Origin of the sequence: Anabaena azotica SJ-1, assembly GCF_047275885.1 — a bacterium.
Taxonomy (GTDB): domain Bacteria; phylum Cyanobacteriota; class Cyanobacteriia; order Cyanobacteriales; family Nostocaceae; genus Trichormus_B; species Trichormus_B azotica_A.
In genome coordinates this window covers 189,746-213,338 of the sequence record NZ_CP178454.1, presented here as the reverse complement: position 1 = coordinate 213,338, position 23,593 = coordinate 189,746, and the positions used below count along the sequence as shown (strand labels likewise).

Annotated in this window: 20 protein-coding genes; 5 read left to right on the top strand and 15 right to left on the bottom strand. The window is 37.0% G+C overall.

Going from position 1 to position 23,593, the window contains the following annotated elements:
- Nucleotides 1-7 precede the first annotated feature (7 nt).
- The gene (locus ACLLO5_RS00900) at nt 8-202 is read right to left on the bottom strand and encodes a type II toxin-antitoxin system HicB family antitoxin (protein ID WP_413173620.1); all 195 of its coding nucleotides are present in this window, start codon (nt 200-202) and stop codon (nt 8-10) included.
- Nucleotides 203-675: 473 nt separating this feature from the next.
- On the opposite strand from ACLLO5_RS00900, the gene ACLLO5_RS00895 reads away from it, so the two are divergent.
- Together ACLLO5_RS00895 and ACLLO5_RS00890 are read left to right on the top strand one after the other, a co-directional pair.
- The gene (locus ACLLO5_RS00895) at nt 676-1,251 is read left to right on the top strand and encodes a TIGR04376 family protein (protein WP_413173619.1); all 576 of its coding nucleotides are present in this window, start codon (nt 676-678) and stop codon (nt 1,249-1,251) included.
- Nucleotides 1,252-1,582: 331 nt separating this feature from the next.
- Nucleotides 1,583-2,161, top strand: coding sequence for an ABC transporter permease (locus ACLLO5_RS00890; RefSeq protein ID WP_413173618.1), 579 nt, complete (start codon nt 1,583-1,585; stop codon nt 2,159-2,161).
- A 66-nt stretch (nt 2,162-2,227) separates the two neighbouring features.
- On the opposite strand, the gene ACLLO5_RS00885 is transcribed toward ACLLO5_RS00890, so the two are convergent.
- Nucleotides 2,228-3,637, bottom strand: coding sequence for a collagen-like protein (locus ACLLO5_RS00885; protein WP_413173617.1), 1,410 nt, complete (start codon nt 3,635-3,637; stop codon nt 2,228-2,230).
- A 328-nt stretch (nt 3,638-3,965) separates the two neighbouring features.
- Entirely contained in the window at nt 3,966-5,042 is a 1,077-nt protein-coding gene (gene acsF, locus ACLLO5_RS00880; RefSeq protein ID WP_413173616.1) for a magnesium-protoporphyrin IX monomethyl ester (oxidative) cyclase, read from the bottom strand.
- Between the two features lie 310 nt (nt 5,043-5,352).
- Between acsF and ACLLO5_RS00875 the strand changes: the two genes are divergently transcribed.
- A complete protein-coding gene (locus ACLLO5_RS00875; protein WP_413173615.1) occupies nt 5,353-5,847 on the top strand; it encodes a TM2 domain-containing protein in 495 nt (164 codons plus the stop codon).
- A 44-nt stretch (nt 5,848-5,891) separates the two neighbouring features.
- Here ACLLO5_RS00875 and ACLLO5_RS00870 read toward each other — a convergent pair whose 3' ends face one another.
- From ACLLO5_RS00870 to ACLLO5_RS00855, 4 genes are all read right to left on the bottom strand, one after another.
- The gene (locus ACLLO5_RS00870; protein ID WP_413173614.1) at nt 5,892-6,458 is read right to left on the bottom strand and encodes a DUF2996 domain-containing protein; all 567 of its coding nucleotides are present in this window, start codon (nt 6,456-6,458) and stop codon (nt 5,892-5,894) included.
- 222 nt (nt 6,459-6,680) lie between these two features.
- Nucleotides 6,681-6,956, bottom strand: coding sequence for a MoaD/ThiS family protein (locus tag ACLLO5_RS00865; RefSeq protein ID WP_413173613.1), 276 nt, complete (start codon nt 6,954-6,956; stop codon nt 6,681-6,683).
- 78 nt (nt 6,957-7,034) lie between these two features.
- A complete protein-coding gene (thrC, locus tag ACLLO5_RS00860) occupies nt 7,035-8,339 on the bottom strand; it encodes a threonine synthase (protein ID WP_413173612.1) in 1,305 nt (434 codons plus the stop codon).
- Nucleotides 8,340-8,557: 218 nt separating this feature from the next.
- A complete protein-coding gene (locus ACLLO5_RS00855) occupies nt 8,558-8,818 on the bottom strand; it encodes a MoaD/ThiS family protein (RefSeq protein ID WP_413173611.1) in 261 nt (86 codons plus the stop codon).
- 48 nt (nt 8,819-8,866) lie between these two features.
- Between ACLLO5_RS00855 and ACLLO5_RS00850 the strand changes: the two genes are divergently transcribed.
- Entirely contained in the window at nt 8,867-10,195 is a 1,329-nt protein-coding gene (locus tag ACLLO5_RS00850; RefSeq protein WP_413173610.1) for a Rieske 2Fe-2S domain-containing protein, read from the top strand.
- 18 nt (nt 10,196-10,213) lie between these two features.
- Here the strand turns inward: ACLLO5_RS00850 and ACLLO5_RS00845 are convergent, their stop codons facing one another.
- The 8 genes from ACLLO5_RS00845 to ACLLO5_RS00810 form a co-directional block, all read right to left on the bottom strand.
- Nucleotides 10,214-10,828: a DnaJ domain-containing protein gene (locus ACLLO5_RS00845; RefSeq protein ID WP_413173609.1), complete on the bottom strand. Its 615-nt coding sequence runs from the start codon at nt 10,826-10,828 to the stop codon at nt 10,214-10,216.
- A 100-nt stretch (nt 10,829-10,928) separates the two neighbouring features.
- Nucleotides 10,929-11,522 (bottom strand): ATP-dependent Clp protease proteolytic subunit, encoded by a 594-nt coding sequence (locus tag ACLLO5_RS00840; protein WP_413173608.1) that lies wholly within the window; start codon nt 11,520-11,522, stop codon nt 10,929-10,931.
- A gap of 79 nt (nt 11,523-11,601) precedes the next feature.
- Nucleotides 11,602-12,264 (bottom strand): ATP-dependent Clp protease proteolytic subunit, encoded by a 663-nt coding sequence (locus ACLLO5_RS00835; RefSeq protein ID WP_413173607.1) that lies wholly within the window; start codon nt 12,262-12,264, stop codon nt 11,602-11,604.
- A 39-nt stretch (nt 12,265-12,303) separates the two neighbouring features.
- Nucleotides 12,304-12,996 carry an ATP-dependent Clp protease proteolytic subunit gene (locus ACLLO5_RS00830; protein ID WP_413173606.1) on the bottom strand — a complete coding sequence of 231 codons (693 nt, stop codon included), beginning with the start codon at nt 12,994-12,996 and terminating at the stop codon, nt 12,304-12,306.
- 189 nt (nt 12,997-13,185) lie between these two features.
- Entirely contained in the window at nt 13,186-15,471 is a 2,286-nt protein-coding gene (locus tag ACLLO5_RS00825) for a CHAT domain-containing protein (protein ID WP_413173605.1), read from the bottom strand.
- A gap of 26 nt (nt 15,472-15,497) precedes the next feature.
- Nucleotides 15,498-16,196, bottom strand: coding sequence for a DUF928 domain-containing protein (locus ACLLO5_RS00820; protein WP_413173604.1), 699 nt, complete (start codon nt 16,194-16,196; stop codon nt 15,498-15,500).
- A gap of 2 nt (nt 16,197-16,198) precedes the next feature.
- The gene (locus ACLLO5_RS00815; RefSeq protein ID WP_413173603.1) at nt 16,199-18,328 is read right to left on the bottom strand and encodes a CHASE2 domain-containing protein; all 2,130 of its coding nucleotides are present in this window, start codon (nt 18,326-18,328) and stop codon (nt 16,199-16,201) included.
- Nucleotides 18,329-18,360: 32 nt separating this feature from the next.
- The gene (locus tag ACLLO5_RS00810) at nt 18,361-19,692 is read right to left on the bottom strand and encodes an NB-ARC domain-containing protein (RefSeq protein ID WP_413173602.1); all 1,332 of its coding nucleotides are present in this window, start codon (nt 19,690-19,692) and stop codon (nt 18,361-18,363) included.
- A 144-nt stretch (nt 19,693-19,836) separates the two neighbouring features.
- Between ACLLO5_RS00810 and ACLLO5_RS00805 the strand changes: the two genes are divergently transcribed.
- Nucleotides 19,837-23,475, top strand: a complete 3,639-nt coding sequence (locus ACLLO5_RS00805) for a S8 family serine peptidase (RefSeq protein ID WP_413173601.1) — start codon at nt 19,837-19,839, stop codon at nt 23,473-23,475.
- The last annotated feature ends 118 nt before the right edge of the window (nt 23,476-23,593 follow it).

Here is a 23,593-nt window from a genome sequence, read left to right as displayed (position 1 = left end):
AGCAGAATTATTTCACTTCTATATAGTAAAAATCCGCAGTTTTAGTAACTTCCTCAAGTCCTTCTAGGTAGTCCTTAATTACATATTTGATCTTATCTAATGCTTCTTGTTCAGAATCACCTACTGTCCAGCATCCAGGTAAAGCAGGACACCAAATAGCGTATACTTGATCTATTTTATTCAACTTAACTTGATATCGCATATCCCAATTATCGCTAATACGGCAGTCAGCAATCAACACTTAGCAGTCAGCCGACAGATTTTTAAACCAGTTGTATAATCAGGATTCAGAAATTTATACATACTCTGATTCCTGTAAAGATTTAGTATTGCTAAATCTCTACTGACTTCTGACTGCTTACATATTCTTTATAATTCTATATTATTAATTAAGATTAAAAGGAATTCTTTGATACTGTACTAGCTCACACTGTTCCTGAATCTGGGCAAAAGATGAAAAATTAATTTATTATGTATCCTGGGATGATACAGACTTGAAAATACAAAATTTAAGGTAATTATTTTCTAATTTGTAGTAATAAATTTAAAATTATGTTTGGTTCAAAATTAGTATGGTTTTCTTCAGGTATATGCTATCAGGATTTACAGAAGTGCCATAGTTGATAATAATTATTACAATGAAATAATCACACCCCGAAATTTGGAGTCCTGACAGTGGGTTTATTTGATGATTTAAGCCGGTTTTTAGAAGATCGTTTAGAAGAATTCTTGCGTAATAACCCTCATTTGGAGTTAGAAATGCTGTTAGAACAGCTGCGGGAGCAAGAAGAGGATACACTAAAGCTGATTGCAGATTTACAATTACAGGAAAAGCGATCGCAAGATGAAATTCTCTCTACCGCGCAAGAAATACAACGCTGGCACATCCGTATCCAAAAAGCCAAAGCCGCAGGTAGAGACGATTTAGCCGCACCAGCACAAGCCAGAGAAGACGCACTCCTGCGGGAAGGAAATCAACAATGGGGACAAATGCAAGGTTTAAAAGAACGCATTACCCAATCCCAAGAACTACTACGCAAAATTCAACAACGTCGTCAAGAAGTCCAAGCTAAAGCAGCCGAAGCGCAAACAGCACGGGCTAAAGCTCAAACCCAGCAGCGTTTAGAAACCAATGCCTGGCAAAATCCACCTAGTAGTTATTCTAGCAAATTGGATGACTTAGAAGAACAGTTTCGTCGTTGGGAAACTCAAGACGAGTTAGAACAAATGAAACGAAATCTGGGTAAATAATTTAGCTGATATAGCAATCCTATTTGATTTGTGAAAATTAAGGATATGGCTTATACCACGCTACGCTATTAGATCCCTTACTTCTGTAAGAAGTCGGGGATTTTGTTGTTGAAATTTATTTACTTTTTATTTACTTTGCGTATTTTCAGAATTTAGCTTTCAGATAAAATAACTCAATTATAAAAATAATATGTAATATATTCCTGAAATTTGTATTTACTGCTAAATTTGATTTAGTCAGATTTTTATATCTGTTTTAACTCTTCCCTTCCATATATATTGGGTATTATCACTTCAGGATTCCCCAGACGTTTAAAATCATAACTGAGGAATGGAAAATAGTATATTATTAGACATTGTTGCTACCCTACAACGCTTATTTGTAGGTTATATTCCTGCCGCTGTTTTGGGTATATTTATCGGCTTTATAATTGGTCTAAATGGTATAGTTTATCAGCTATTTAGCCGCTTGTTTCAAATACCAAATAGCATTCCTTCCATAGCATTTTTACCCGTTGCTTTAATTCTATTTAAAGAAAACGAAACCGCAGCTATTTTTGTCGTTTTTATTGGTGTCCTCTGGTCAATTATTGTGGAAACAGCCACAGGAATTCAACAATTTCGCAAACAAGATCATAACTTTCGCGTAGCTATCCATTATATATTTAAAGCCCTGAGAATTGGCCTGTGGATAGCCTGGTTTACAGTTATTACATCAGAAATGCTTGTAGGTTCAAAAGGACTGGGATTTTTGATTTGGAATGGGTATCAAGCTGGTAATTATAAATATATAATAGATGCTCTACTCTACATAGCTATTATCGGTGTTTTTCTAGATCAGATGCTAGATTTAACAGGACATCTTCTCTCCCAAATGGTTGAAGACAAAGGTAAATCTTCTAAAAATTAATTACTAATTAATTCCAGAAGAACTTGCTCAAGAAAAGGTTTTTACCTTCTGTCTACAGCTTTCTACTTATCTACTCCTGCGAATCGCACCTTGCCATCTGAGAGTTTGTTGTGCAGAACGTCCACCTAAAGACCGTATTGCTACTAATTCAATCTCAACATTTGTACCAGAACTAAGGGCATCACTAGGAATTTTTAGCTTACCTAAAGACAGAGTGAAACGATTATATTCACGATTCACCAATGTAGCAGGAATTTCTCCTTCATAAAAAGTCTGATAATCAAAAGCACCTGAAAAGTTATCCCTTGCCCGGTATTTTACTTTAAATTGAGTATTGATTAAATCAGATTTTGCTGCTAAATCAACTATTTTTAAATTTAATTCTTGTCCTGCACCAGAAAATTCTGAGACTGCTAACCGTGTTACCTCTTTTTGAGGAATTGCATAATTCACAGTAAACTCTGTCAATTTATCCTGAATCTTGGCATTACCATCAATCCACATATCTTCAGGAAAGGCAATTTCTACTTGTTGGTTATCATTTAAATTGAGTGTGACAGTTTGATTTGCAAAGTTAGCAATAGGCTGTTTTTCTTGCCAAATTAATTTAAATGTTCCTTCTAAACGCCGTTCAAATTCTCGATATTCATCTGCAATTACAGAACCAGCAGCTAATAAAGAAACTGCACCTTGACGTATTTGCCATTTATTTTTGGAAAGGTTGAACTGTTGATTTGCTAGTTCAGAAATGGCTACTGTCTGAGTTGGTTTATCATTTGCTAATGCTTCTTTACTATTAATGATACTTAAAGTTCCTAAGCTGCCACGCTTACCATCCCGTCCATCACTCCCATCACTTCCATTTCTACCGTCGTAACACCGATAAACTTTGTTAGTACATTTATAATCAGGAGTGCCAGGAGTCCCTTTACAGCTTTTTACTTCCCACTTTCTGCGGCGACAGTTACAGCCTGTTGTTCCTTGACCACCACGGCCACCCCGTCCACCTTCTCCCCCTGTCGCACGGACAAAAATGTTCCGCAGGTCTGTCAAATTGGTGTAATAAACCGTGAGAGAACCTCCGTTTCCCCCATCTCCTCCTTTACCACCGACACCACCATTACCACCATCAGGAGCATTAATATCTCTATTAACGTTTTCACTGTATTCTCTGCCACATCTGGGACTAGAAGCGTTGTCTCCATCTTCCCCATCTTCACCATTTGTACCTGATAGGTCAAGATTTACTGGTGAACCAGCAGAAATAGTTTGGTTCTGTCCACTGCGTCCATCTCTTCCAGCACGGCCATCACTTCCTCTCTCCCCATCTCGGTCGTAACGTTCAGCTATTTTCAAGCTTCCTTTACCAGTGCTTGTTTCACAAACATCAACAGCAGATGCAGGTAACAAGCTAAAACTATTTAATAAGCAAAAACTTACCAGGAGTGTTAGTTTACTCCTAAAACCTTTAAACATATAAATTCCACCTGTTAGATAAGTTCTACCAAAATCTAAAATGCTATGACTTTTTTTGAATTTTTAATTTCCCAAAAGGGTTGACGCTGTTTTGCTAGGATTTGATTCCTAAATCTGCTACAGGACTTACGTAACTGGCAGATTGGTAAGGTGCGTCAGATATCAAAAATTTGTTTATTCACCAGATTTATGCAGTCTGACGCACCCTACAATAGATTTTTGGCGTGACACACAGCTTTGATCCTATGCTAATAACAACAAAAAAGTGGCTCTGTTGTGTACAGAACCACTGATATTTTTACACAATTAAGTTGACGATCAAGTTAAATTACCGAGCTTGACCGTGAGCAGAAACCGCATCAATGGGTTTCATCAGGTATAGGTTTAATAATTGCCAACCATGAGAAACGTAAATTGGCAGTTTTTGGAAGAATTGCAGGAATTTGGGGGTATTAGAGTTGGAAATGGCTGTCAATTTTTCGTTATTTTTGACACAAACATCCAAACGCTGATAAAACTCTGGATTATCTACATCCAACATGAGTGGGAAGACTCGTCCAGCGGTTTCGTTGGTCTTCTTGATGACATGAATGTCGTATTCTCGCGCATCTAAACCCAAGGAAGCATAGAAATCTTTCCGTTGGATGTCATTTAGATACATTGTTGCAAATACTGACAACAGGAAGAAGCGACTCCATAGTTTAGCTTTCCAATCATTGAGCATTTGTGGCTGCGCTCTCATGACGGCATCAAAGAAGTCACCATGGCGGTTTTCATCCTGGCACCAATTTTCAAAGAAGCGGAAAATTGGATAAATCCGGTCTTCAGGATGGGATTCTAAATGGCGATAAATGGTGATATAGCGCCAATAACCAATTTTCTCAGAAAGATAAGTGGCGTAGAAGATGAATTTGGGCTTAAAGAAGGTATAACTGCGGCTCTTGGTCAAAAAACCTAAATCTAGGGACAGATTAAAGTCTGACATGGCTTTGTTCAAAAACCCAGCATGACGGGCTTCGTCCCGTGACATGAGGTTGAAGCATTCTGCTAATAAAGGGCTTTTATCTTTTAAACGGCGGCCAAGTTCTTTGTACAATAAAAAGCCGGAAAACTCCGCAGTACAGGAACGTTCCAGAAATTCAATGAATAACTGGCGAGTTTCCCCATCAATATGATCCCAGGATTGTTCAAATTCGGCATCCCGAACAAAGTGATGGCGGTTGTAGTCAACTCGAAATTCTTCGAGGATGGCTTGTAACTCGTCTTCGTTGACGGAGATATCCATCTGCGCCATTTCATCAAAGTCTGTTGTGTAAAACCGTGGTGTTAAAAGGGTTTCTCTGGAAGGGACTTTAACTCCAGGACGCATTTCTTCAAAGCCTGGTTTTTTTAGGGAATCTACCATGTCTTGATTGCTCTTTTGTTTTTCTTAATTTTGAGTACACCAAATAGTTAAAGCTTATGCTCTGGCAAGGTGCAACTAAGGACAATAATTACATTTGTATGAAATACAGTGTAGCAAGGTCTAGGGGCGAAAAAGGCAAATAAAAAGTTAAGAGTTGCAACAAATCTTTAGTTGTTACGGAATCCAGAGTTGAAAATTTGTAGTCTCCTAAGATCATTAATCTCAGGTTTGAGGTTGGATTTTGAATTATTATACGTATTAATAAGCTTAAGTAAAGAAATAATGATAATACAAAAGTTGACAAACAATTATGAATACACAAAACAATCCTAATAAAGATCGTCTAGTTGCCTCTTACATCTTGTGTGCTGCTGGTTTTCTGGGTATTGGCGGCTTACACCGCTTGTACAATGGCAAGATTGGAACAGGTTTGTTATGGTTTTGTACTTTCGGGTTATTTTACATAGGTCAGCTTGTAGATTTACTGCTAGTTCCTGGAATGGTGGATGAATATGAACAAAATTTGCGACTTAAAGCAGGTTTGTCACCTTTAGGTTTACCACTCAATCAACCAGTTGTAAATTCTCAAGTTTACCGCCCAACTGGCAACCAATTAATGGTTCAATTGCTAGAAGCGGCAGAAAGTAAAGGCGGTTATTTAACGGTTACTCAAGGTGTGAAGGCTACTGGTGCTGGTTTTGCAGAAGTGGAAAAAGTGCTAAAAGAAATGATGCAATCCGGTTATGTGAGAATAGATAACGACCCCATTACTGGAGTCGTTACTTATCATTTTCACGAATTGTAGCAACAAAAAGCACTTGTACAAAACCAATGACCAATGACCAATAATTAATTTCTACCTAGCCATTTTTGACCGTTTAAACGGTAAACTAGGCGAGATACCAATAAATCAAGGGTAATTTTACGTTCATCTATTAAGAAAGATTCCAGGGTGCTGGGTTTTTTGCCTTCGTTACAAGAAAATCCCTTTTTTCCTTGAATATCTGCTTCGGGGAAATAGACGTTAAATTGTCGTTGTCCATTTTGCCAAGAGCCGATTATTTGCCAGCATTCTTCGGCTGAGTTAAATCCAACAATGGGGTAGGTCTGCTTGGCAAATGTCAATTGTACGTCTGGTACTCCTTCCTGTGCGATCGCCTTTTGCAAAGCTGGTAAATATTCTTGCTGGATAAACTCTTCAAATGGTTTATCTTCCACCGCAGGAGGTTTTTCTTTTTTAGCCGCAGGTTTAGCAGCAGCAGCAGGTTTTTCTCCAGCAGGTACAGCAGCATTGGGGTTTGCTGGGTTTGCTGTTTGGGGATCTGGGGTGTTAGCTGTCGGAAGGTTTGATGCTACTGGTACATCACGACTGGGAGCCGCTTCTCCCGCTTGATTTTGATTGGTTTCTTCTGCCATTTCTCAGGTCAATCCTTTATCTAGCTTTTAGAGCGAGTTGCTCACCTTGCGATAGTCATTCACTCTCATTTTGACATAATGCTCATTTTATTCGGATCGCTGTTTGAGAATTTCCACTAATTTTGAACTAATAACGCCAAAAAATAATCTGGCATGGCAAGAAAAATCAACACCACCCAGACAATAAATATTTTGTTGCTGGCTAATATTTTCTAAAATATATCAACCACCCGCAACAGCAGGAACTATACTCACTTCATCTCCATCCTTGAGGGGAGTTTCTGTATGTTGTAGAAAGCGGATGTCTTCGCTGTTGACATACAAGTTCAAAAAGCGTCTTGGTTTTCCTGTTTCATCACACAAACGCGACTTGATACCAGGACAAGCTTCCTCTAAGGAGTCAAATAATTCGGAAATGTTGCTACCACTGCATTCTAGAGTAGCTTGGTTATTTGTAAATTTTTGCAGAGCAGTAGGAACTAAAACAGTTACAGCCATAGTTAATTATCAGTTATCAATTATCAGTTATCAATTATCAGTGGTCTTATTAATTTACTAATGACCACTGACTCAGGACTAAACAAGAACTTGTTGCCATTCTAGGCGATCAAGTGTGCGGGATCTTTCTAGCGCCCGTTCAAAACTATCAAGTTTGGCATCAATAGTCAAAGGTTCGCCAACGTAACCTTGAATTGCTTCTTGGGTTTTCAAACCGTTGCCTGTGATGTAAACCACTGTAGTTTCATCTGGATCAATTTTGCCAGCTTCTACTAATTTTTTCAGCACCGCAACGGTTGTACCACCTGCGGTTTCTGTGAAGATACCTTCAGTTTCTGCCAGTAGTTTGATGCCTTCGATAATTTCCGCATCGTTGACAGATTCAATGTTACCGCCTGTTTTTTGGGCGATTTCTACTGCATAAACCCCATCTGCTGGGTTGCCTATGGCGATAGATTTAGCGATGGTGTTGGGTTTTACTGGTTGAATGAAGTCTCTTCCTTCTTTAAATGCTGTGGCGATGGGGGAACATCCTTCTGCTTGTGCGCCGCTGAAACGAACATTCTTACCTTCTACCAAACCAACTTCTGTAAATTCTTTGAACCCTTTATAAATTTTGGTGAATAGAGAACCAGAAGCTAGAGGTGCAACTATATGATCTGGTAGTTCCCAGCCCAGTTGTTCTGCAACTTCAAAGCCTAGTGTTTTAGAACCTTCGGAGTAATAAGGACGTAAGTTAATGTTGACAAAACCCCAGCCGTGTGTATTTGCAACTTCTGAGCAGAGGCGGTTAACTTGATCGTAATTTCCTTTTACAGCCATGAGAGTAGGACTGTAGATTAAGCTGCCCAATACTTTACCAGCTTCTAAGTCGGCGGGTATGAATACACAACAATCTAAACCTGCATGGGCTGCGATCGCAGCGGTTGAATTTGCTAAGTTGCCGGTACTTGCACAAGAAACTGTGGTAAATCCTAATTCTCTAGCTCTGCTGAGTGCAACTGACACCACCCGATCTTTAAAGCTCAGGGTGGGCATATTGACGGCATCATTTTTAATATAAAGTTTATTTAAACCCAGGCGACGGGCAAGACGGTGGGAACGTACCAGGGGAGTCATACCTGTTCCCACATCTATATAGTTATCGGTAGCAACGGGTAAAAAGTGACGGTAACGCCAAATCGAGTTGGGACCAGCTTCAATAGTTTCTCGACTGACAGACTGACGCAAAACATCATAGTCATACTTAACTTCCAATGGACCAAAGCACAACTCACAAACATGACTGGCTTTTAGTTCGTATTCTGCGCCACATTCTTTACACTTCAGTGCTTTCAATATGGAAGTGTTGGCTTGGTTTAAGTTTACTGTCGCCTGAGTCATAAACTAGCTGTCCCCGTATTTCCGTCAACTTTGAAATGATAGTAACACGAGCAAAATTGCACGTCAAACATACCCGACTATTTTTGTCGGATATAGATTTGGGACTGGGGACTGGTAAAAATCTTTTCTTCCCCTGCCTCCTGCCTCCTGCCTCCTGCCCCCTGCCTCCTGCCTCCTGCCTCCTGCCCCCTGCCCCCTGCCTCCTGCCTCCTGCCTCCTCAACCACCGCTAACGGGTGGAATGAGTACGACTTCATCACCATCTTTGAGAGGAGTGTCTGATTCGACAAAGATGAGATTGATACCAAAACGGGTAACTTCACGCCATTTTGCGAGTTGTGGGTGTTCAGAGATGAAGCGATCGCATACCGCTTTTACTGGTGTACCATGAGGAAATTCCAGCACTAATTCGCTCAAACCATAAGCTTCTTGATAAGCAGCAAACAATTTAATGGTGACAGTGATTGCAGATTGAGACATAAAATTTTTATTACACCCTAGTTATCTAATCTTCTTAGAAAAAATCAAATGCAAGCTGAATTTAACTTTTTTCAGCACTGGTATCCTCTTTCACCAGTTATAGACCTGAATCCACAGCGTCCAGTTCCCGTTACTTTATTAGGAATCAGGTTAGTGATATGGAAACCGAAATCATCTGAGAATTACCGAGTATTTTTAGATCAGTGTCCTCACCGTCTAGCACCCTTAAGCGAGGGTCGTGTTGACGAGAAGACAGGGAATTTGATGTGCAGTTATCATGGTTGGCAATTTGATGAGCAAGGTATCTGTACTGTTATTCCCCAAGCTGAGAATCCTGAACTTGTTGCTAAAAATCAACAAAATTTTTGTGTAGTTTCCCTACCAGTGCGAGAGGAAAATGATTTACTTTGGGTCTGGCCTGATGCAAAAACAGCAGAACTAGCAGCAACTACAGCCTTACCTTTATCACCACAAATAGATGCTAACAAAGGTTTTGTGTGGTCTTCTTATGTTCGTGATTTAGAATACGATTGGCAAACTCTAGTTGAAAATGTAGCAGATCCGAGTCATGTTCCTTTTGCTCATCATGGAGTACAGGGTAAGCGAGAAAATGCACAACCCATAGATATTAAAATTAGCAAATCAACAGTAAATTTAATTGAAGTAAATACTTCTGGACGTTTTCAAACTTCAATTATTTTTGAACCACCCTGTCGCTTGGAATATGCAATCAGTATTCCTAATTCAGATCAGCAAATTGGACTAGTTACCTATTGTATTCCTGTGTTACCAGGTAAATGTAGAATTGTAGCTCAGTTTACCCGCAACTTTGCCAACACGCTGTATTATCTTACACCCCGTTGGTGGGAACACATCAAAATCCGGAATCTAGTTTTAGACGGAGATATGATGCTGCTAAATCAGCAAGAATATTTACTTCAACAAAAACAAGAAAATGAAAGTTGGAAAACTGCCTATAAGTTGCCTACAAGCGCAGATCGATTAGTGATTGAGTTTCGGACTTGGTTCGATAAATATTGTCATGGTCAACTACCTTGGAATCAGGTAGGAATTAGTGTTTCAGAGACCAAAATCAATGATAACCGTCTTGTGATGTTGGATCGTTACAAACAACATACCCAACATTGCAGTAGCTGTAGGAATGCTTTGAAAAATTTACAAAGATTGCAAATTGTGCTTTTGTCCTATTTTGTGATTACTCTGGCTGGAGTTGCTATCCTGCCTGATAATTTGCGTATTCAGGTAGGTTTACCAGTCGTCATTACAGCACTTTTAGGATTGGGAATTTATTCTTGGTTGCAATTGTGGCTGATTCCTAAATTTTACTTTGTGGATTATATTCATGCCCAGAAATGAGCTTAATATCAATAAATTTTAGAATTTAATCCCCAAATGTTCAAAATCTCGTTGGACTTCTATTAACAGAGCCTTATTGTGAGGATCTGTCTTGATAGCCTTTTTAAGATAGATTCTAGCTTTTGGGAGTTGTTTTGCAGCGATTAAAGCCCTTCCCCAGATTTGATAGGCGATCGCTTGCCATTGACGTACTTCTATATCTTCTGGCAATCTTGCTGCTAAAGCTTCCACCAGTGCGATCGCTTGAGGAAAACGTTTTTCTTGTAAAAACCGCTGCAACTGCTCATAAGTCTTCCACTTTAACCGTTGTTCTATATCCTCTACCGTCGGTGGATGTGGCATCACAGTGGTTGTTGATGCAGACTCCTGGGGTTCTGCCTCAGTGTAATTACTTACAAAAGCTGATGCAGCAGATGAATTAATTGATTTTGGGGCTATTTCCTCTTGTGGTACAACCGTTTGTAGGAATTTATAAGCCTCAGTCAAAGCGATAAATTTTTCTTTAGATTTTTCATCATCTGGGTTGATATCGGGATGATATTTCTGTACCAGTCGGCGGTAAGACGCTTTAATTTCAGCAAAAGAGGCCCCAGACCTTAACCCCAATAAACGGTAGCAATCTCCGATATCCATGTTGCTTTACTCCAATTCAAAATTCAAAATTAAAAATTCAAAATCAAGAATTTCAACTTTTAAATTTTCAACTTTGAATTTTGAATTTATTTTTCCCTTTCTACAAGCGTTCTTCAATCACACGGTCAATTAAACCATATTCTTTAGCTTCTTGAGCAGACATGAAGAAATCACGATCCATATCTTTTTCAATCTTGGACAACGCTTGACCCGTGTTATCAGCATAAATCTGATTTAGCTGACTACGAATTCGCAGAATCTCCTGAGCTTCTATTTGGATATCAGTTGCTTGTCCACGAGTTCCACCAGAGGGTTGGTGTATCATGATGCGGGAGTGAGGCAGAGCCAGACGTTTACCTTGAGTACCCGCAGCTAATAGAAAAGAACCCATTGAAGCTGCTAACCCAACACAGATTGTCACTACTTCAGATTTGATGTACTGCATGGTGTCATAAATAGCCATGCCTGCGGTGACAGATCCACCAGGAGAATTGATATACAGATAAATTGGCTTTGTCTGATCATCAGAATCTAAATAGAGCAAATAAGCGACAATTGCATTGGCAATACCGTCATCTACTTCCTCTGTCAAAAAAATAATGCGCTCCCGAAATAGACGATCTTCGAGATCGATCCATTGCTCATAGTTGCCACCAGGGAGACGATAGGGAACTTTGGGAATACCAATAGGCATAGGACAATTTGGGTAAAAACTAGAAGATAGAATTGTAGATTTTCGGTAAAATTTGAGAACCCAGAGTTGAGGATTTAGATCAAGCCACAATAGAGTTTTGCAACTGTTTGCTATTTTCCAAAACCCGATCAATCAGTCCGTATTCTTTGGCTTCCAGAGGGGTCATATAGAAAATACGTTCACTATCTTTCGCAATCTTTTCGGCTGGTTGCCCCGTGTTTTGGGAGAAAATATCCAGAATAATGGCTCTTTTCCGCAATACTTCTTCCGCGTTAACTTGAATATCTGTGGCTTGACCTTGCGCTGCAACCTGGAACTGAGTCAATGCGATACTGGCGTGAGGTAAACTTACCCGTTTTCCTTTTGTTCCAGATGATAGGATCAGGGCTGCCATACCGACAGCTTGGCCGAAACAGATGGTAACAATTTCTGACTTGATGTACTGCATGGTGTCATAAATTGCCAAACAAGATTTAATTGACATCATGCCAGCCGTTTCATATATCATACCAGCTAGGACAGGATCACCCAGCGAATTGATGTAAAGATAGATTGGTTTGCTTTGATCTTCGGAATCCAGATACAGGATTGCGGAAATGAGGGAATTTGCCAAACTGGTAGTGAGTGGCTGGTTCAAGAAAAGAATACGTTCCTGAGTCATGCGTTGACCAATACTGATCCACTGCCATTGGTTACTACCAGGAATGTTATAAGGAACCCGAAGTGCTGAATCAACAGGCATAGGAATAATTGGAAGAGACTAGGGATGATTGGAAGCGATTTAAGCAAGGATTGGTATAGGTTTGGGCAGATCCTTCATGCTTTCTAGGACGATATCAATTAGCCCATACTCTTTCGCTTCTTGGGGGGTCAAATAGAACATCCGCTCAGTGTCTTTAGCAATTTTTGCCGGAGTCTGTCCAGTGTTTTTGGAGAAAATCTCCAGGATAGCTGCCTTGTTTGCTAAGACTTCTTTGGCATAGATTTGAATATCTGTTGCTTGACCCCGTGTGCCGCTTCGAGGTTGGTTCAGTACAATGGTGGCATGAGGCAAACTAGCTCGATAACCTTTGGTTCCAGCTGATAAAATCAGTGCTGCTGTGCCAATTGCCTGACCAATGCAAATTGTATGTACGGGTGTCTTGATATAGTCGATGGTATCGCAGATGGCAAACGCTTCTGTTTCATAGCCGATGGAATCCCCTGTATACCAAGAAGTACCCGTCGAATTGATATAAAAGAAGATTGGCTTGTCTGGATTGTCAAATTTCAGATAGAGTAACTGAGCAATAATTAACTTTGTTACATCCACACCTGTTTGACGCTTGTATTCATCTGCTGAAACCAAAGGCATTCCCAGATAGACAATTCGTTCCTTCAGCAGCAGGGAGGGTAAATCTGGTGGTGGTGTCCGGTAGGAACTATCGTTGTTGTAGTAGGAGGCTTGAACTGCCTTGATGGGGGAATTTTCCATAGCAACTCGATGATCTGAAACTATGCCGTTAACTGTATTACATCCTAGCGCGATGTTTGGGAGATTTAGGGTGTGGATTTCTCGCTGACGATCAAGAAAGCTAGGTTGTTAGGATGGTTGTCTTGAATATTATGCTATTTTTCCAGAAATAGGACTGAGGAAATGGGGGTAGGGGCTGCCCCTATTCGTTTACTCTGACTCACCAATTAAGATAAAAGCAGCCCAGTTTTTTGGTTCGGGATACTGTTTTTTTGTGTTTAACATCGCTATTCTTAATGCTTTGGCTTTGTTAGAGTTGGCTTGTAAAAATTCCTGATAAAATTCTTTCATTAAGGGGGCTGTTGGTGCATCTGGGACTGACCAGAGGGAGACAATGACACTAGGAACACCTGTAGCGATGAGGGAGCGAGATAAACCTACTACTCCATCTACAGTGAGTCTACCTCGACCTGTATCACAAGCACTTAAAATAACTAATTCTGCATTTAAGCGCAGCCCAAGAATTTCTTCAGCAGTAAGAAAACCATTATCTCTGGGTGAGGGAGCCAGTGCGATCGCTCCTGGTATTTTTCCTCCTGTAATATCACTTAATAAACCGTGAGTAGCTAAATGAATAATTCTCGCTTTGGGCATTAATTCTACTACTCTTTGTTTGGTTGCTTCTTCGCCAATCAGCAGTTGAGTTTGATAGGGTAATAAGTTAGCGATCGCTTTTGCTTCTATCTTGGCATTCGGTAAACTCGGCAACTTTTCTATAGAATCCAAAAATGGCATAGTCGGATCACCTACTACTACCGCTTGTTTCAATCCAGATTTCTGCACTTTTTGTCGTTGTTGATTAGTAAAATTCAACACCTGTATAGAAGGAGCAGTTAAAATTGTATGTTTGTCAATTAAATAATTCCCTTGATTATCTTGCAATGCTGCAAAAGGAACCAGAAATAATACTCGCTCTGGAATAAATATTACTTTAGCATCAGGATTTGTTGGTAAAAATTCAGCAATTGGTTCAATCAGCAGTTCATGTAATTTTTTTAAACTTGGATATATTGATTTAGCTGGAATTACTTCTGTTAATAAGTATTCTTTTGCTGGTCTGTCATTATTTTCAGCATTAACTGGACGTAAAAATATAGTACCTTTTTGTTGATCAATTCTCTCTACTTTATATTTAAACTCAATAGGTCTACCTTCTAATCTTACTATTTCTCCTATTTGGGGAGTTGCTCGATTAGGAATACCGCGACCAGAATCTATTCTTAAAGATTGACGCATTTCTACAATCAATTCTTGTAAAGGAGCATTGGTGCGATTGTAATTGGCTAATCCTGCTTTAAAATCACTACGACGGAACTTAACTTGACCATTAGGTTGAATTACCCAAATAAATATTTCTCCTAGTTCCAGCTTCCCAATTCCTTTATCTATTTTTTGATATTCTATGATTGAATATTCTACTATGGTTGCTTGTTGCTCTTGGGCAATTTTCTTTAATAATTCAATATTAGGAAGAGATGGAATCTGGGCAGTAGAATATCCTGAAAAACGTTGATTTAACAATTCTAAAAAAGCTTTTGTTCTTACCCTTTCAGATATTTCCAATGCCTGTTCAGGTTTATTCTCAGCTACTAAAACTCTTTGAAGTGTGCGATAAATTAAACTTTGTTGTACTTCTCCAATCGTAATTTTTTCCGCATCTGTATTAGTAATTTGACTGATTAATAATTCCCAATTTTTAATTCCTTGATAAAGTGTGTCTTTGGCATCTTTGAGTCTATTAGCTCGAAAAAAAGCATATCCTAAATCATGCAAAAATGAAAAGTTTTGTTGAGGTGAATTCATCAGTTTAGCAACTTCCCAACCTTGTTGTAAATAATCTAGAGACTTGGGAAAATTATTTTGCTTGCTGTATACGAAACTTAAACCTCGCAGAGAACCAGACATTAACCAATAATCATTTACCTGTCTAGCTAACGCTAAACTTTTTTCATAAGCTGTTATTGCGAGTTCGTAATTACCTAATCGGTGATGAACGTTACCTAAATTCAACCAAGTTATTGCTTCTCCATCTTTTTCCTGCAATTGATGTCTAATTTTTAAACTCTGCTCAAAAAATTTAACTGCTTCTAAATAAGCTTGATAATTACCAAAATCACCTAACATAGTATAGACATTAGCTAAATTCATTAGAGCTAAACTTTCAGCGTGTGAATCTCTTTCTCTTCTAGCTACTGCTAAACTTTCCTCAAACATTTTTATGGCTTGTTGAGGAGTAAAATCATTAAAAGGATACATTTGTGATGGGTTGGGAATCTTGTCAGTTCTACCAAAAGGATCTGTAATTGTGGCATCTTCAGGTATAGGTATAAGAATTTGATCAGAATTTTGAGCTAAAACTTTTATTGGATAAAAAGCATTGCAAGTAACGACTAAAGTCAAGAGCGTAAAAAATCGTTTTAACATCAGCATATTCATAATTTTCTCAAAAAACTGAGTAATAGTTACTTAACAATTGGTTCAGAAATAAATTTATCTAAATTTACATCTTTATCCCGTAATAAAGTTTTCCAATCAGCTTGTACTTGAGGATTTTGGGGTTGGGTGCGGTATAGTTCTGCTAAATCAGTAAAAAGATCATGCCATATACCATATTCTGCATAAATTATCAAGCGATCGCGCACTGTCTTAGCTTGATTAATTTTCTTTTCTAAATCATCAGATACTTGTACACGCTTAATCCACCAGTTGACATAATATTTACAATTGTTTTCATCGGTGCTAAACCAAAAATCCCATCCATAGGTTTTTCCGCTTACTAAATTTGGTGCATTTTCAGGTAAACGAAACCCAATAATTCCTGGTGTATTTTTCAACTGAAAACTAGTTTCATAAACTTTATTTTGTTGTCCATCCCAAATAATTAAACTTGCCGAATGTGGTAACTTAGCAGAATAAGGAACATATACCCAAAAAGTCGGACGTTCATTAATAGTTAATCCCACATCATATTTAGGTTTTAAAGCCGTCATTTGCTCAGATTTACATCCCGGACGAGTTCCTCCTGGTTTTGTAGGTGGTGGTTCATCCTCACTTTTTGGTGGTTTATAATCTAATATAGTTTGTGCAGATGATGGGTAATTAAAGCCAAAAAATCCTAAAGCTAAGATCAACCAAAAGAAAGATATGAATTTATGTTTCATATTTATTTACCAATCACTAAACTAGAAAAATTTACTGCTTTATTTGTAGAATTCTTTAGTAATAAGCCAGCTAAACTTGTTAAAACTAAAACCAAAGCTGGTGGTAATAAAGGAATCAAAAATCCTTGTGAGAAAATAATATAACATAATACGTATAATATAGAAATCAAGCTACATATCCCTATACACAACTCTAACCAAGACCGGAAATGCCAAGCTAATAAACTACCTAAAATAGACCATCCATGTATCCATACAATCTCAGCCCATTGAGTCCAAACTAATAATAAAATCCGATGATCAATGACTGTACTCAGAATTTGACTAGTCAGATGTGCTTGCATCGTTAAAGCTGATATTTCACCGTTAGAAAATACATTATTAATATTAGGAACTTTATACCTATGTGCATTTTGGTCAGTCATACCGATTAAAACAATGCGACCTTTAACTAAATTTGATTTAACCTTACCTGCTAACAATTCAGTGATAGATACTGTGTCAGCAATATTCTTAGTTTGACGAAAATTTAATAGAATTTGCTCACCACCTAATGGAGATTTTAGATACATACCAGGAGTTAGCTTTAAGGGTTTAAAAATGACATTACCTAATTGTAAATAACCATCTGCTGTTGTTTGTGCGTAGATACCTTGTGCTTGTAAATAACGTTCTGCTAACACAAAACTAAAAGATTGTTGTGTCTGACATTGAGAACTAGGAACTGGAGGTAAAAATAATAAATGTCTGCGATAAATTCCATCAACATCTTCAATCCCATCATTAAAACTAATTCTTGCTTCTGGAACACCGAAAGGAGGAGAAATTCCTGGTGCTTCTGGAGAATTTTTACCACTCACAAAACAAGTGGTAATTAATTTCTGATTATTTTGCCATTGGGGTAATAATAATTTAGCATTATTTTTAATTGGGAAATCCCGATATATATTTAAACCAATCACTTCCGGTTGATAAGATTCTAATGTTTGCAAAACTTTCAATAAAACTTCATCTGGTAACGGATATTTGTATTTACTAATTTCTGATTCACCTGCTGTCACTAATAAAATTCGGTCATCTTTATTTTCCAGAGGACGTAATGATAACAATTGGTCAAAAGCTTTTAGTTCCAAAAATTGCAACCAACCCAATGTTCTAATTCCTATAACTATACTTGTTATTAATATTTGAGTCGCAATTATGTACAACAATCGAATATTATAAATCTTGTTTAATTTTGAATGCTTAATTTTATTCAAAAAATAATTTTCTTGATTTTTTTCTAAACCTATTAAATTTGATAATGTTTTCTTGATTTCTCCTATATTAGATTGTCTATCTTGTGGATATACAGCTATTAAATTATCAATTAAATCTGCAAATTGTGAAGATATTTGTGGTGCTTTGTTTCGCCAAATTAACTCATCATTAACCTCATCTTGAGGAAGTTGAGCAGGAATTAAACCAGTTAACAAAAACACCATAGTTCGTCCAAGAGCAAATAAATCTGATTGCGGTAAAGCTTTACCATTAATTTGTTCTTGAGGTGTGTAACCTTCAGGTGAAATTAAAATAGTAATGTCATGGCTAACCGCTAATTTGTGTAATAATGTATATGTAATTTCTCTGACTGCACCAAAATCAATTAAGACTAATTTACCATTTGGTTGAATTATAATATTGGCAGGTTTAATATCTCGATGAAAATATTGATTTTGATGCAGATAATTGAGAATAATTAATAATTGATTAAGCCAATCAACAGCTAATTCTTCATTAATTGGTTGCATATTTCTGTGGTGCATCCAATCTTTTAAATTCTCTCCAGGAATTTTTTCCATAACTAAGCAATAGTATTGCTCACCAGTTGAATTTGTCCAAATAAAATAGCCATCATTGTCTACTTTAGGAATTCCTGGATGATTTAACTGCATTAATACTGATGCTTCTCTCATAAAGAGTGATAAAGCGGTTTGTTTTTGATAGGAATTACTAAAATTTTTAAAATTTAAGACTTTTAAAACTTTAATTTTACCCCTATCATCAATTTCAAAAGTTTGTCCAAATCCACCTTGACCTATTTGTTTGATAACCCGATAGCGATTTTTGATGATTAACCCTGGATTAAACATAATCTTTGATAATTTAAAATATAGGAATAATATTAATTATTATGATAATTCTGAATATATTTTTGAATTACTGGTTGAAGATTAAAAAGAGATTCTCTATTTTCAATATTCTTTTCTATGAGCGATCGCATAAATAAAGACTCCAAAACTGTTAATAACTGCGACTTAGAGAGACTCTGATCAAAATCTGAATATAAGTGAGCAAAATTGATTGGCTTTCTTCTTTCAGCTAGATAGTAAAGCAATCGTTTTTCTAAATCAGATAATCGCATAAACTGTTTATCTAATAATTCCACAATCTGCCCAACAAAGGTAGTATTTTCATCCAAAAAATTACTTACTTTACCATTAAAAAAGTCTAAAATTATAGTTGATACTAATTTTAATGCTAAAGGATTACCACGATATAATTTAATTAATGTTTCCCAACCTTCTTCTTCAGTTAGTCCTCGTTTGCGGAGTATATCTTTCGCTGGTTGAATTTTTAAACCTTGAAGTTTTAATAGACGTACAGGACTATTAATTATTGGGAACAAAGTAAGTTCTCTAGGAATTTCAACAGTTGTTAATAATAAACAACTTTGATGTTGAGAGTTGCTAATTTGTTTGAATAGATTACCATACTGTTCATATCCTTGACGACATTTACCCGCTAAACTATCTTCAGCAAAGATATTTTCTACAGCATCAAGAATAATTAAACAACGATGCGATCGCAACTTATCTACCAGATTTGCAATAGATGGAGCTAAATACTGCTCAGGTGAAAGTAAATTGAGAATTTCTGTTAAAAGATTTTCTAAAGTTGGAGAATATACCAGAGAAAGCCAAATAATATTGGTAAATACATCCTTTTGATTTCTAACTAAATCTTGAATAAAATTTCCTACTAATGTAGTTTTTCCTATTCCCCCCATACCATAAATCGCTACTAATTGGCATTCATCTTTAACAATCCAATTTTTAAAAATTGCCAATTCTTCATCACGTCCAAACATATCCAAATTAACCATATTTCGCCAATCTTGCACAGCAGAAATATAATTAACTGATACACTTTGTGTAACAAATTCTTCCTGTGTTTCTAATTTAGATAATGATTTTTTCGGTGGTAAATTTTCTAACACTACTCGTAAATTATTTTTACTGACCTTCTCCCCTAAAACATCAGAAATTTTCTTCCATAACTTCGGCGCACTATCCTTGCTTATATAATTAGGGGAATAACCGATATCTGTCATCTCTTCATATTTTTTGTCTTCCCAACTTTGACAAATAATTGCTTTTTCAAGCGAAGTTAATGGCGCTTTACTCTGCTTATTAAATAAATCATTCAATAAACTTAATGCTTCTTCAATATTCATGGCTAAATTTGACATTAGTGTAAACAACAGTTCTTGGTATGAATTTTATATACATAACTGAATAAATTCCAGAATTTTAAGTATTTACTCTTGAATTTGTCTGTGATTATGATGAATTATCACAGTATATTTTGGTAAGTAGTTATGACAGACAACACATTAAGCACAGCCCGCAATTTAGGTATTCTTAATACCACTCAAACTTTTAATGATTTCGTTGGTACAACTGACCCCAATGATTATTATTTATTTTACCTTAATAGTACCCAAAATCTTTACCTCAATATTAGTGGTGGTTACTATGGTTTAGATCTTTATCAAGATACTAACAATAACGCTTCAATTGAATCTGGAGAAACGCCAATATCTGTTACTCCTAGTGGTTCTTACTCATCTTCAGGATTTAGTATTAGTCAAAAGATCCAAAGCATTAATAATAGTTATACAAAAACGATATCTATTAATGGATCTTTGACTTCAGGTACTTATTATGTGCGCGTCTATTCTTCAGGTTCTAATACCAACTATAACATCAGCTTTTCTACACAGAATATAGACTCAGGAATAGGTGGAGGAACTAGCGGAAATGACATATTAAATGGCACTTCTGGAATGGATAATCTCAATGGATATGAAGGTAATGACATTCTCAATGGTTATGGGGGAATGGATAACCTGAATGGAGGTTCAGGAGATGATATTTTAAATGGTGGAGATGGAATGGATAACCTGAATGGAGGTTCAGGAAACGATGTTTTAAATGGTGGAGATGGAATGGATAACCTGAGTGGAGATTCAGGAGACGATATTTTAAATGGTGGTGCTGGTAATGATTATATTAATGGTGGTTCTGGCAATGATACAGCAATTTTTAGTGGGAGTTATACTAGTTATAGTATTAATCTGACTAGTGGTGAAGTATCAGGACTTGATGGAGCAGATTTTTTAACTGGTATTGAATATTTACAATTTGATGATAAGGTAATCAGTCTTTTACCGTCAGGAGAAATTAGGGGAACTAAATGGCATGATTTAAATGCTAATGGCATTAAAGAAAGTGGTGAAACTGGTTTATCAGGTTGGGTGGTTTTCATAGATGGTAATAATAATAATCAACTAGATACAGGTGAAACTTCCACAACCACAGATATTAATGGTAATTATGCCTTTACTAATCTCAATGCAGGTACTTACATAATTCGGGAAGTATCCCAAGTGAATTGGCAAACTTCAACTCCTATTGGTAATGCTTACACGGTTGATTTAACTAATGGAAGTACGGTAAATAATCAAGATTTTGGTGGTTATCAATTTGGAAAAATTAGCGGTAATGTCTGGAATGATATCAATAGTGATACAATCCAAAACCCTGGTGAATTAGGTTTATCGGTTTGGACTGTTTACCTAGACCAAAACCAAAATCATCAATTAGATGTAAATGAATTATCGACGACCACAGATATTAATGGTAATTACACATTTAATAATCTGAAGCCAGGTAATTATTATGTTGCTCAAGTGCTAAAAAATAATTGGCAGCAAACTTATCCTAGTAGTAGTTTAAATCAAATTCAAATACAAAATTTACCTGTAGTTACTACTACTGGATCTAATGCACCTGTTTATTTGCCTAACAATGACTTTTTCACAGCCAATATTACTCCTAGCACAAATATTTCTAGTTCACTGATTAATATTGATGATTTTCGTGCAGATTCTCGGTTTGCTGGTATTAATGGTAGTGGCTGGACTACGGTTATTTTGGACACGGGGATTGATCTAGATGATGCCTTTTTTGGATCAGATAATAATGGTGATGGTATTGCTGATCGAATAGTCTATCAGTACGATTTTGCTGATGGAGATGCAGATGCAAGTGATGTCAATGGACATGGTTCTAATGTCTCTAGTATTGTGGCTTCATCTGACAGCATTTACACAGGAATGGCTCCAGGAGCTAATATTATTCACTTGAAGGTATTTAAAAATAATGGTAGCGGAAATTTTGGCTACATAGAACAAGCTTTGCAATGGGTAATTAACAATGCGGCTGCCTATAACATAGCTAGTGTAAATATGTCTTTAGGTGATGAGCAAAATTACAATACTCCTCAATATTTATATGGTATTGGGGATGAACTAGCTGCACTGGCTGCTATGAATGTGATTGCTGTTTCAGCATCTGGTAATGACTTTTATCGTTTTAATAGTGTGGCGGGAGTATCTTATCCAGCTGCTGATCCTAATTCTCTTTCTATTGGTGCTGTTTATGATGCCAATATTGGTAGTGTAGCTTATCAAAGTGGAGCAACTGCTGTTTCTACTGGCAGCGATCGCATTACTCCTTTTTCTCAGCGTCATCAAACTTTAACCACTGTTTTTGCTCCCGGCGCACCTATTACGGGGGCTGGACCTAACAGTGATTTAATCACTCAAAGTGGTACTAGTCAAGCGGCTCCTCACATAACAGGTATCGTGGTATTAGCACAGCAATTAGCTCAACAAACATTAGGACGAAAGTTAACCTTCACAGAGATTTCTAACTTATTAAAGTCTACTGGCACAACTATTAATGATGGCGATGATGAAGATGATAATGTCACGAATACAGGACTAAACTTTAAGCGTGTTGATGTTCTGGCTTTAGGAGAGGCAATTTTAAACTTAAGTTATGTTCAGAAAACTCACACAGTTAATTTGAGTTCTGGTCAACAAGTAGAAAATATTAATTTTGGCAATCGCTCTTTGGCAATTTTTGGTACTGCTGATAAAGATACAATCACAGGAACTATTAATGATGACATCATTGAAGGTTTGGGTGGTAATGATACTTTAAATGGTGGCAATGGTAATGATACCTTAAAAGGAGGAGATGGTAATGATATCCTCAATGGTGGTGCTGGTGTAGATTATCTAGAAGGTGGTTTGGGGAACGATACGTTTATTGTCGATAACATTGGTGATGTAATTTTTGAAAATGCCAATGCTGGAACTGATATTGTTCAATCTTCTGTTACTTACACTTTAGCTAATAATGTCGAAAATCTGACATTAACTGGTAATAGTGTAATTAATGGATTTGGTAATTCATTGCATAATAAACTGATAGGTAATACTGCATCTAATACCCTTACAGGTGGTGCAGGTAATGATAATCTCAATGGTGGTGCGGGTGCAGATTATCTAGAAGGTGGTTTGGGGAATGATACGTTTATTGTCGATAACATTGGTGATGTAATTTTTGAAAATGCCAATGCTGGAACTGAGATTGTTCAATCTTCTGTTACTTACACTTTAGCTAATAATGTCGAAAATCTGACGTTAACTGGTAATAGTGCCATTAATGGATTTGGTAATTCATTGAATAATAAACTCATAGGTAATACTTCATCTAATACCCTGACAGGTGGTGCAGGTAATGATAATCTTAATGGTGGTGTAGGTGCAGATACACTGATTGGTGGATTAGGGAATGATATTATTTACCTGGGAGTAGATAGTCACAGTGATAGTGTTTTGTATAATTTAGGTGATGGCGCTGATACTATCTATCAATTTAATCGCAGTAGTGGCGATCGCATTGGTTTTACTAATCTTGGTAGCATAGATATTCATACAAATGGCATTAACACTTATTTTCGCCTCAGTGATGGTATTACTGGCAATGCAGGTTTTGCTACAGGGACTTTGTTAATGACTTTAGTTAACTCTAGCGATTTTTCATCTGAGAATATTAGCTTAAACCTAACTAACAATAATACAGCTTCATTTTTCTTCGCTTAAGCTAAATTTAGGGTGTGGAGAAAGAAATTTTCACATCCTACGCCCTGTTTTTGCGGATAACCTTGATATACAGCAGTGGACATGATGGTTAGGACATAAATTAATAATGAAACTCTAA

Excerpts from the sequence above, each read along its gene's own strand:
- ACLLO5_RS00900 (WP_413173620.1), bottom strand. The coding sequence starts at position 202 with ATGCGATATCAAGTTAAGTTGAATAAAATAGATCAAGTATACGCTATT.
- ACLLO5_RS00890 (WP_413173618.1), top strand. The coding sequence starts at position 1,583 with ATGGAAAATAGTATATTATTAGACATTGTTGCTACCCTACAACGCTTA.
- ACLLO5_RS00885 (WP_413173617.1), bottom strand. The coding sequence starts at position 3,637 with ATGTTTAAAGGTTTTAGGAGTAAACTAACACTCCTGGTAAGTTTTTGC.
- acsF (WP_413173616.1), bottom strand. The coding sequence starts at position 5,042 with ATGGTAGATTCCCTAAAAAAACCAGGCTTTGAAGAAATGCGTCCTGGA.
- ACLLO5_RS00875 (WP_413173615.1), top strand. The coding sequence starts at position 5,353 with ATGAATACACAAAACAATCCTAATAAAGATCGTCTAGTTGCCTCTTAC.
- ACLLO5_RS00870 (WP_413173614.1), bottom strand. The coding sequence starts at position 6,458 with ATGGCAGAAGAAACCAATCAAAATCAAGCGGGAGAAGCGGCTCCCAGT.
- ACLLO5_RS00865 (WP_413173613.1), bottom strand. The coding sequence starts at position 6,956 with ATGGCTGTAACTGTTTTAGTTCCTACTGCTCTGCAAAAATTTACAAAT.
- thrC (WP_413173612.1), bottom strand. The coding sequence starts at position 8,339 with ATGACTCAGGCGACAGTAAACTTAAACCAAGCCAACACTTCCATATTG.
- ACLLO5_RS00855 (WP_413173611.1), bottom strand. The coding sequence starts at position 8,818 with ATGTCTCAATCTGCAATCACTGTCACCATTAAATTGTTTGCTGCTTAT.
- ACLLO5_RS00850 (WP_413173610.1), top strand. The coding sequence starts at position 8,867 with ATGCAAGCTGAATTTAACTTTTTTCAGCACTGGTATCCTCTTTCACCA.
- ACLLO5_RS00845 (WP_413173609.1), bottom strand. The coding sequence starts at position 10,828 with ATGGATATCGGAGATTGCTACCGTTTATTGGGGTTAAGGTCTGGGGCC.
- ACLLO5_RS00840 (WP_413173608.1), bottom strand. The coding sequence starts at position 11,522 with ATGCCTATTGGTATTCCCAAAGTTCCCTATCGTCTCCCTGGTGGCAAC.
- ACLLO5_RS00835 (WP_413173607.1), bottom strand. The coding sequence starts at position 12,264 with ATGCCTGTTGATTCAGCACTTCGGGTTCCTTATAACATTCCTGGTAGT.
- ACLLO5_RS00830 (WP_413173606.1), bottom strand. The coding sequence starts at position 12,996 with ATGGAAAATTCCCCCATCAAGGCAGTTCAAGCCTCCTACTACAACAAC.
- ACLLO5_RS00825 (WP_413173605.1), bottom strand. The coding sequence starts at position 15,471 with ATGAATATGCTGATGTTAAAACGATTTTTTACGCTCTTGACTTTAGTC.
- ACLLO5_RS00820 (WP_413173604.1), bottom strand. The coding sequence starts at position 16,196 with ATGAAACATAAATTCATATCTTTCTTTTGGTTGATCTTAGCTTTAGGA.
- ACLLO5_RS00815 (WP_413173603.1), bottom strand. The coding sequence starts at position 18,328 with ATGTTTAATCCAGGGTTAATCATCAAAAATCGCTATCGGGTTATCAAA.
- ACLLO5_RS00810 (WP_413173602.1), bottom strand. The coding sequence starts at position 19,692 with ATGAATATTGAAGAAGCATTAAGTTTATTGAATGATTTATTTAATAAG.
- ACLLO5_RS00805 (WP_413173601.1), top strand. The coding sequence starts at position 19,837 with ATGACAGACAACACATTAAGCACAGCCCGCAATTTAGGTATTCTTAAT.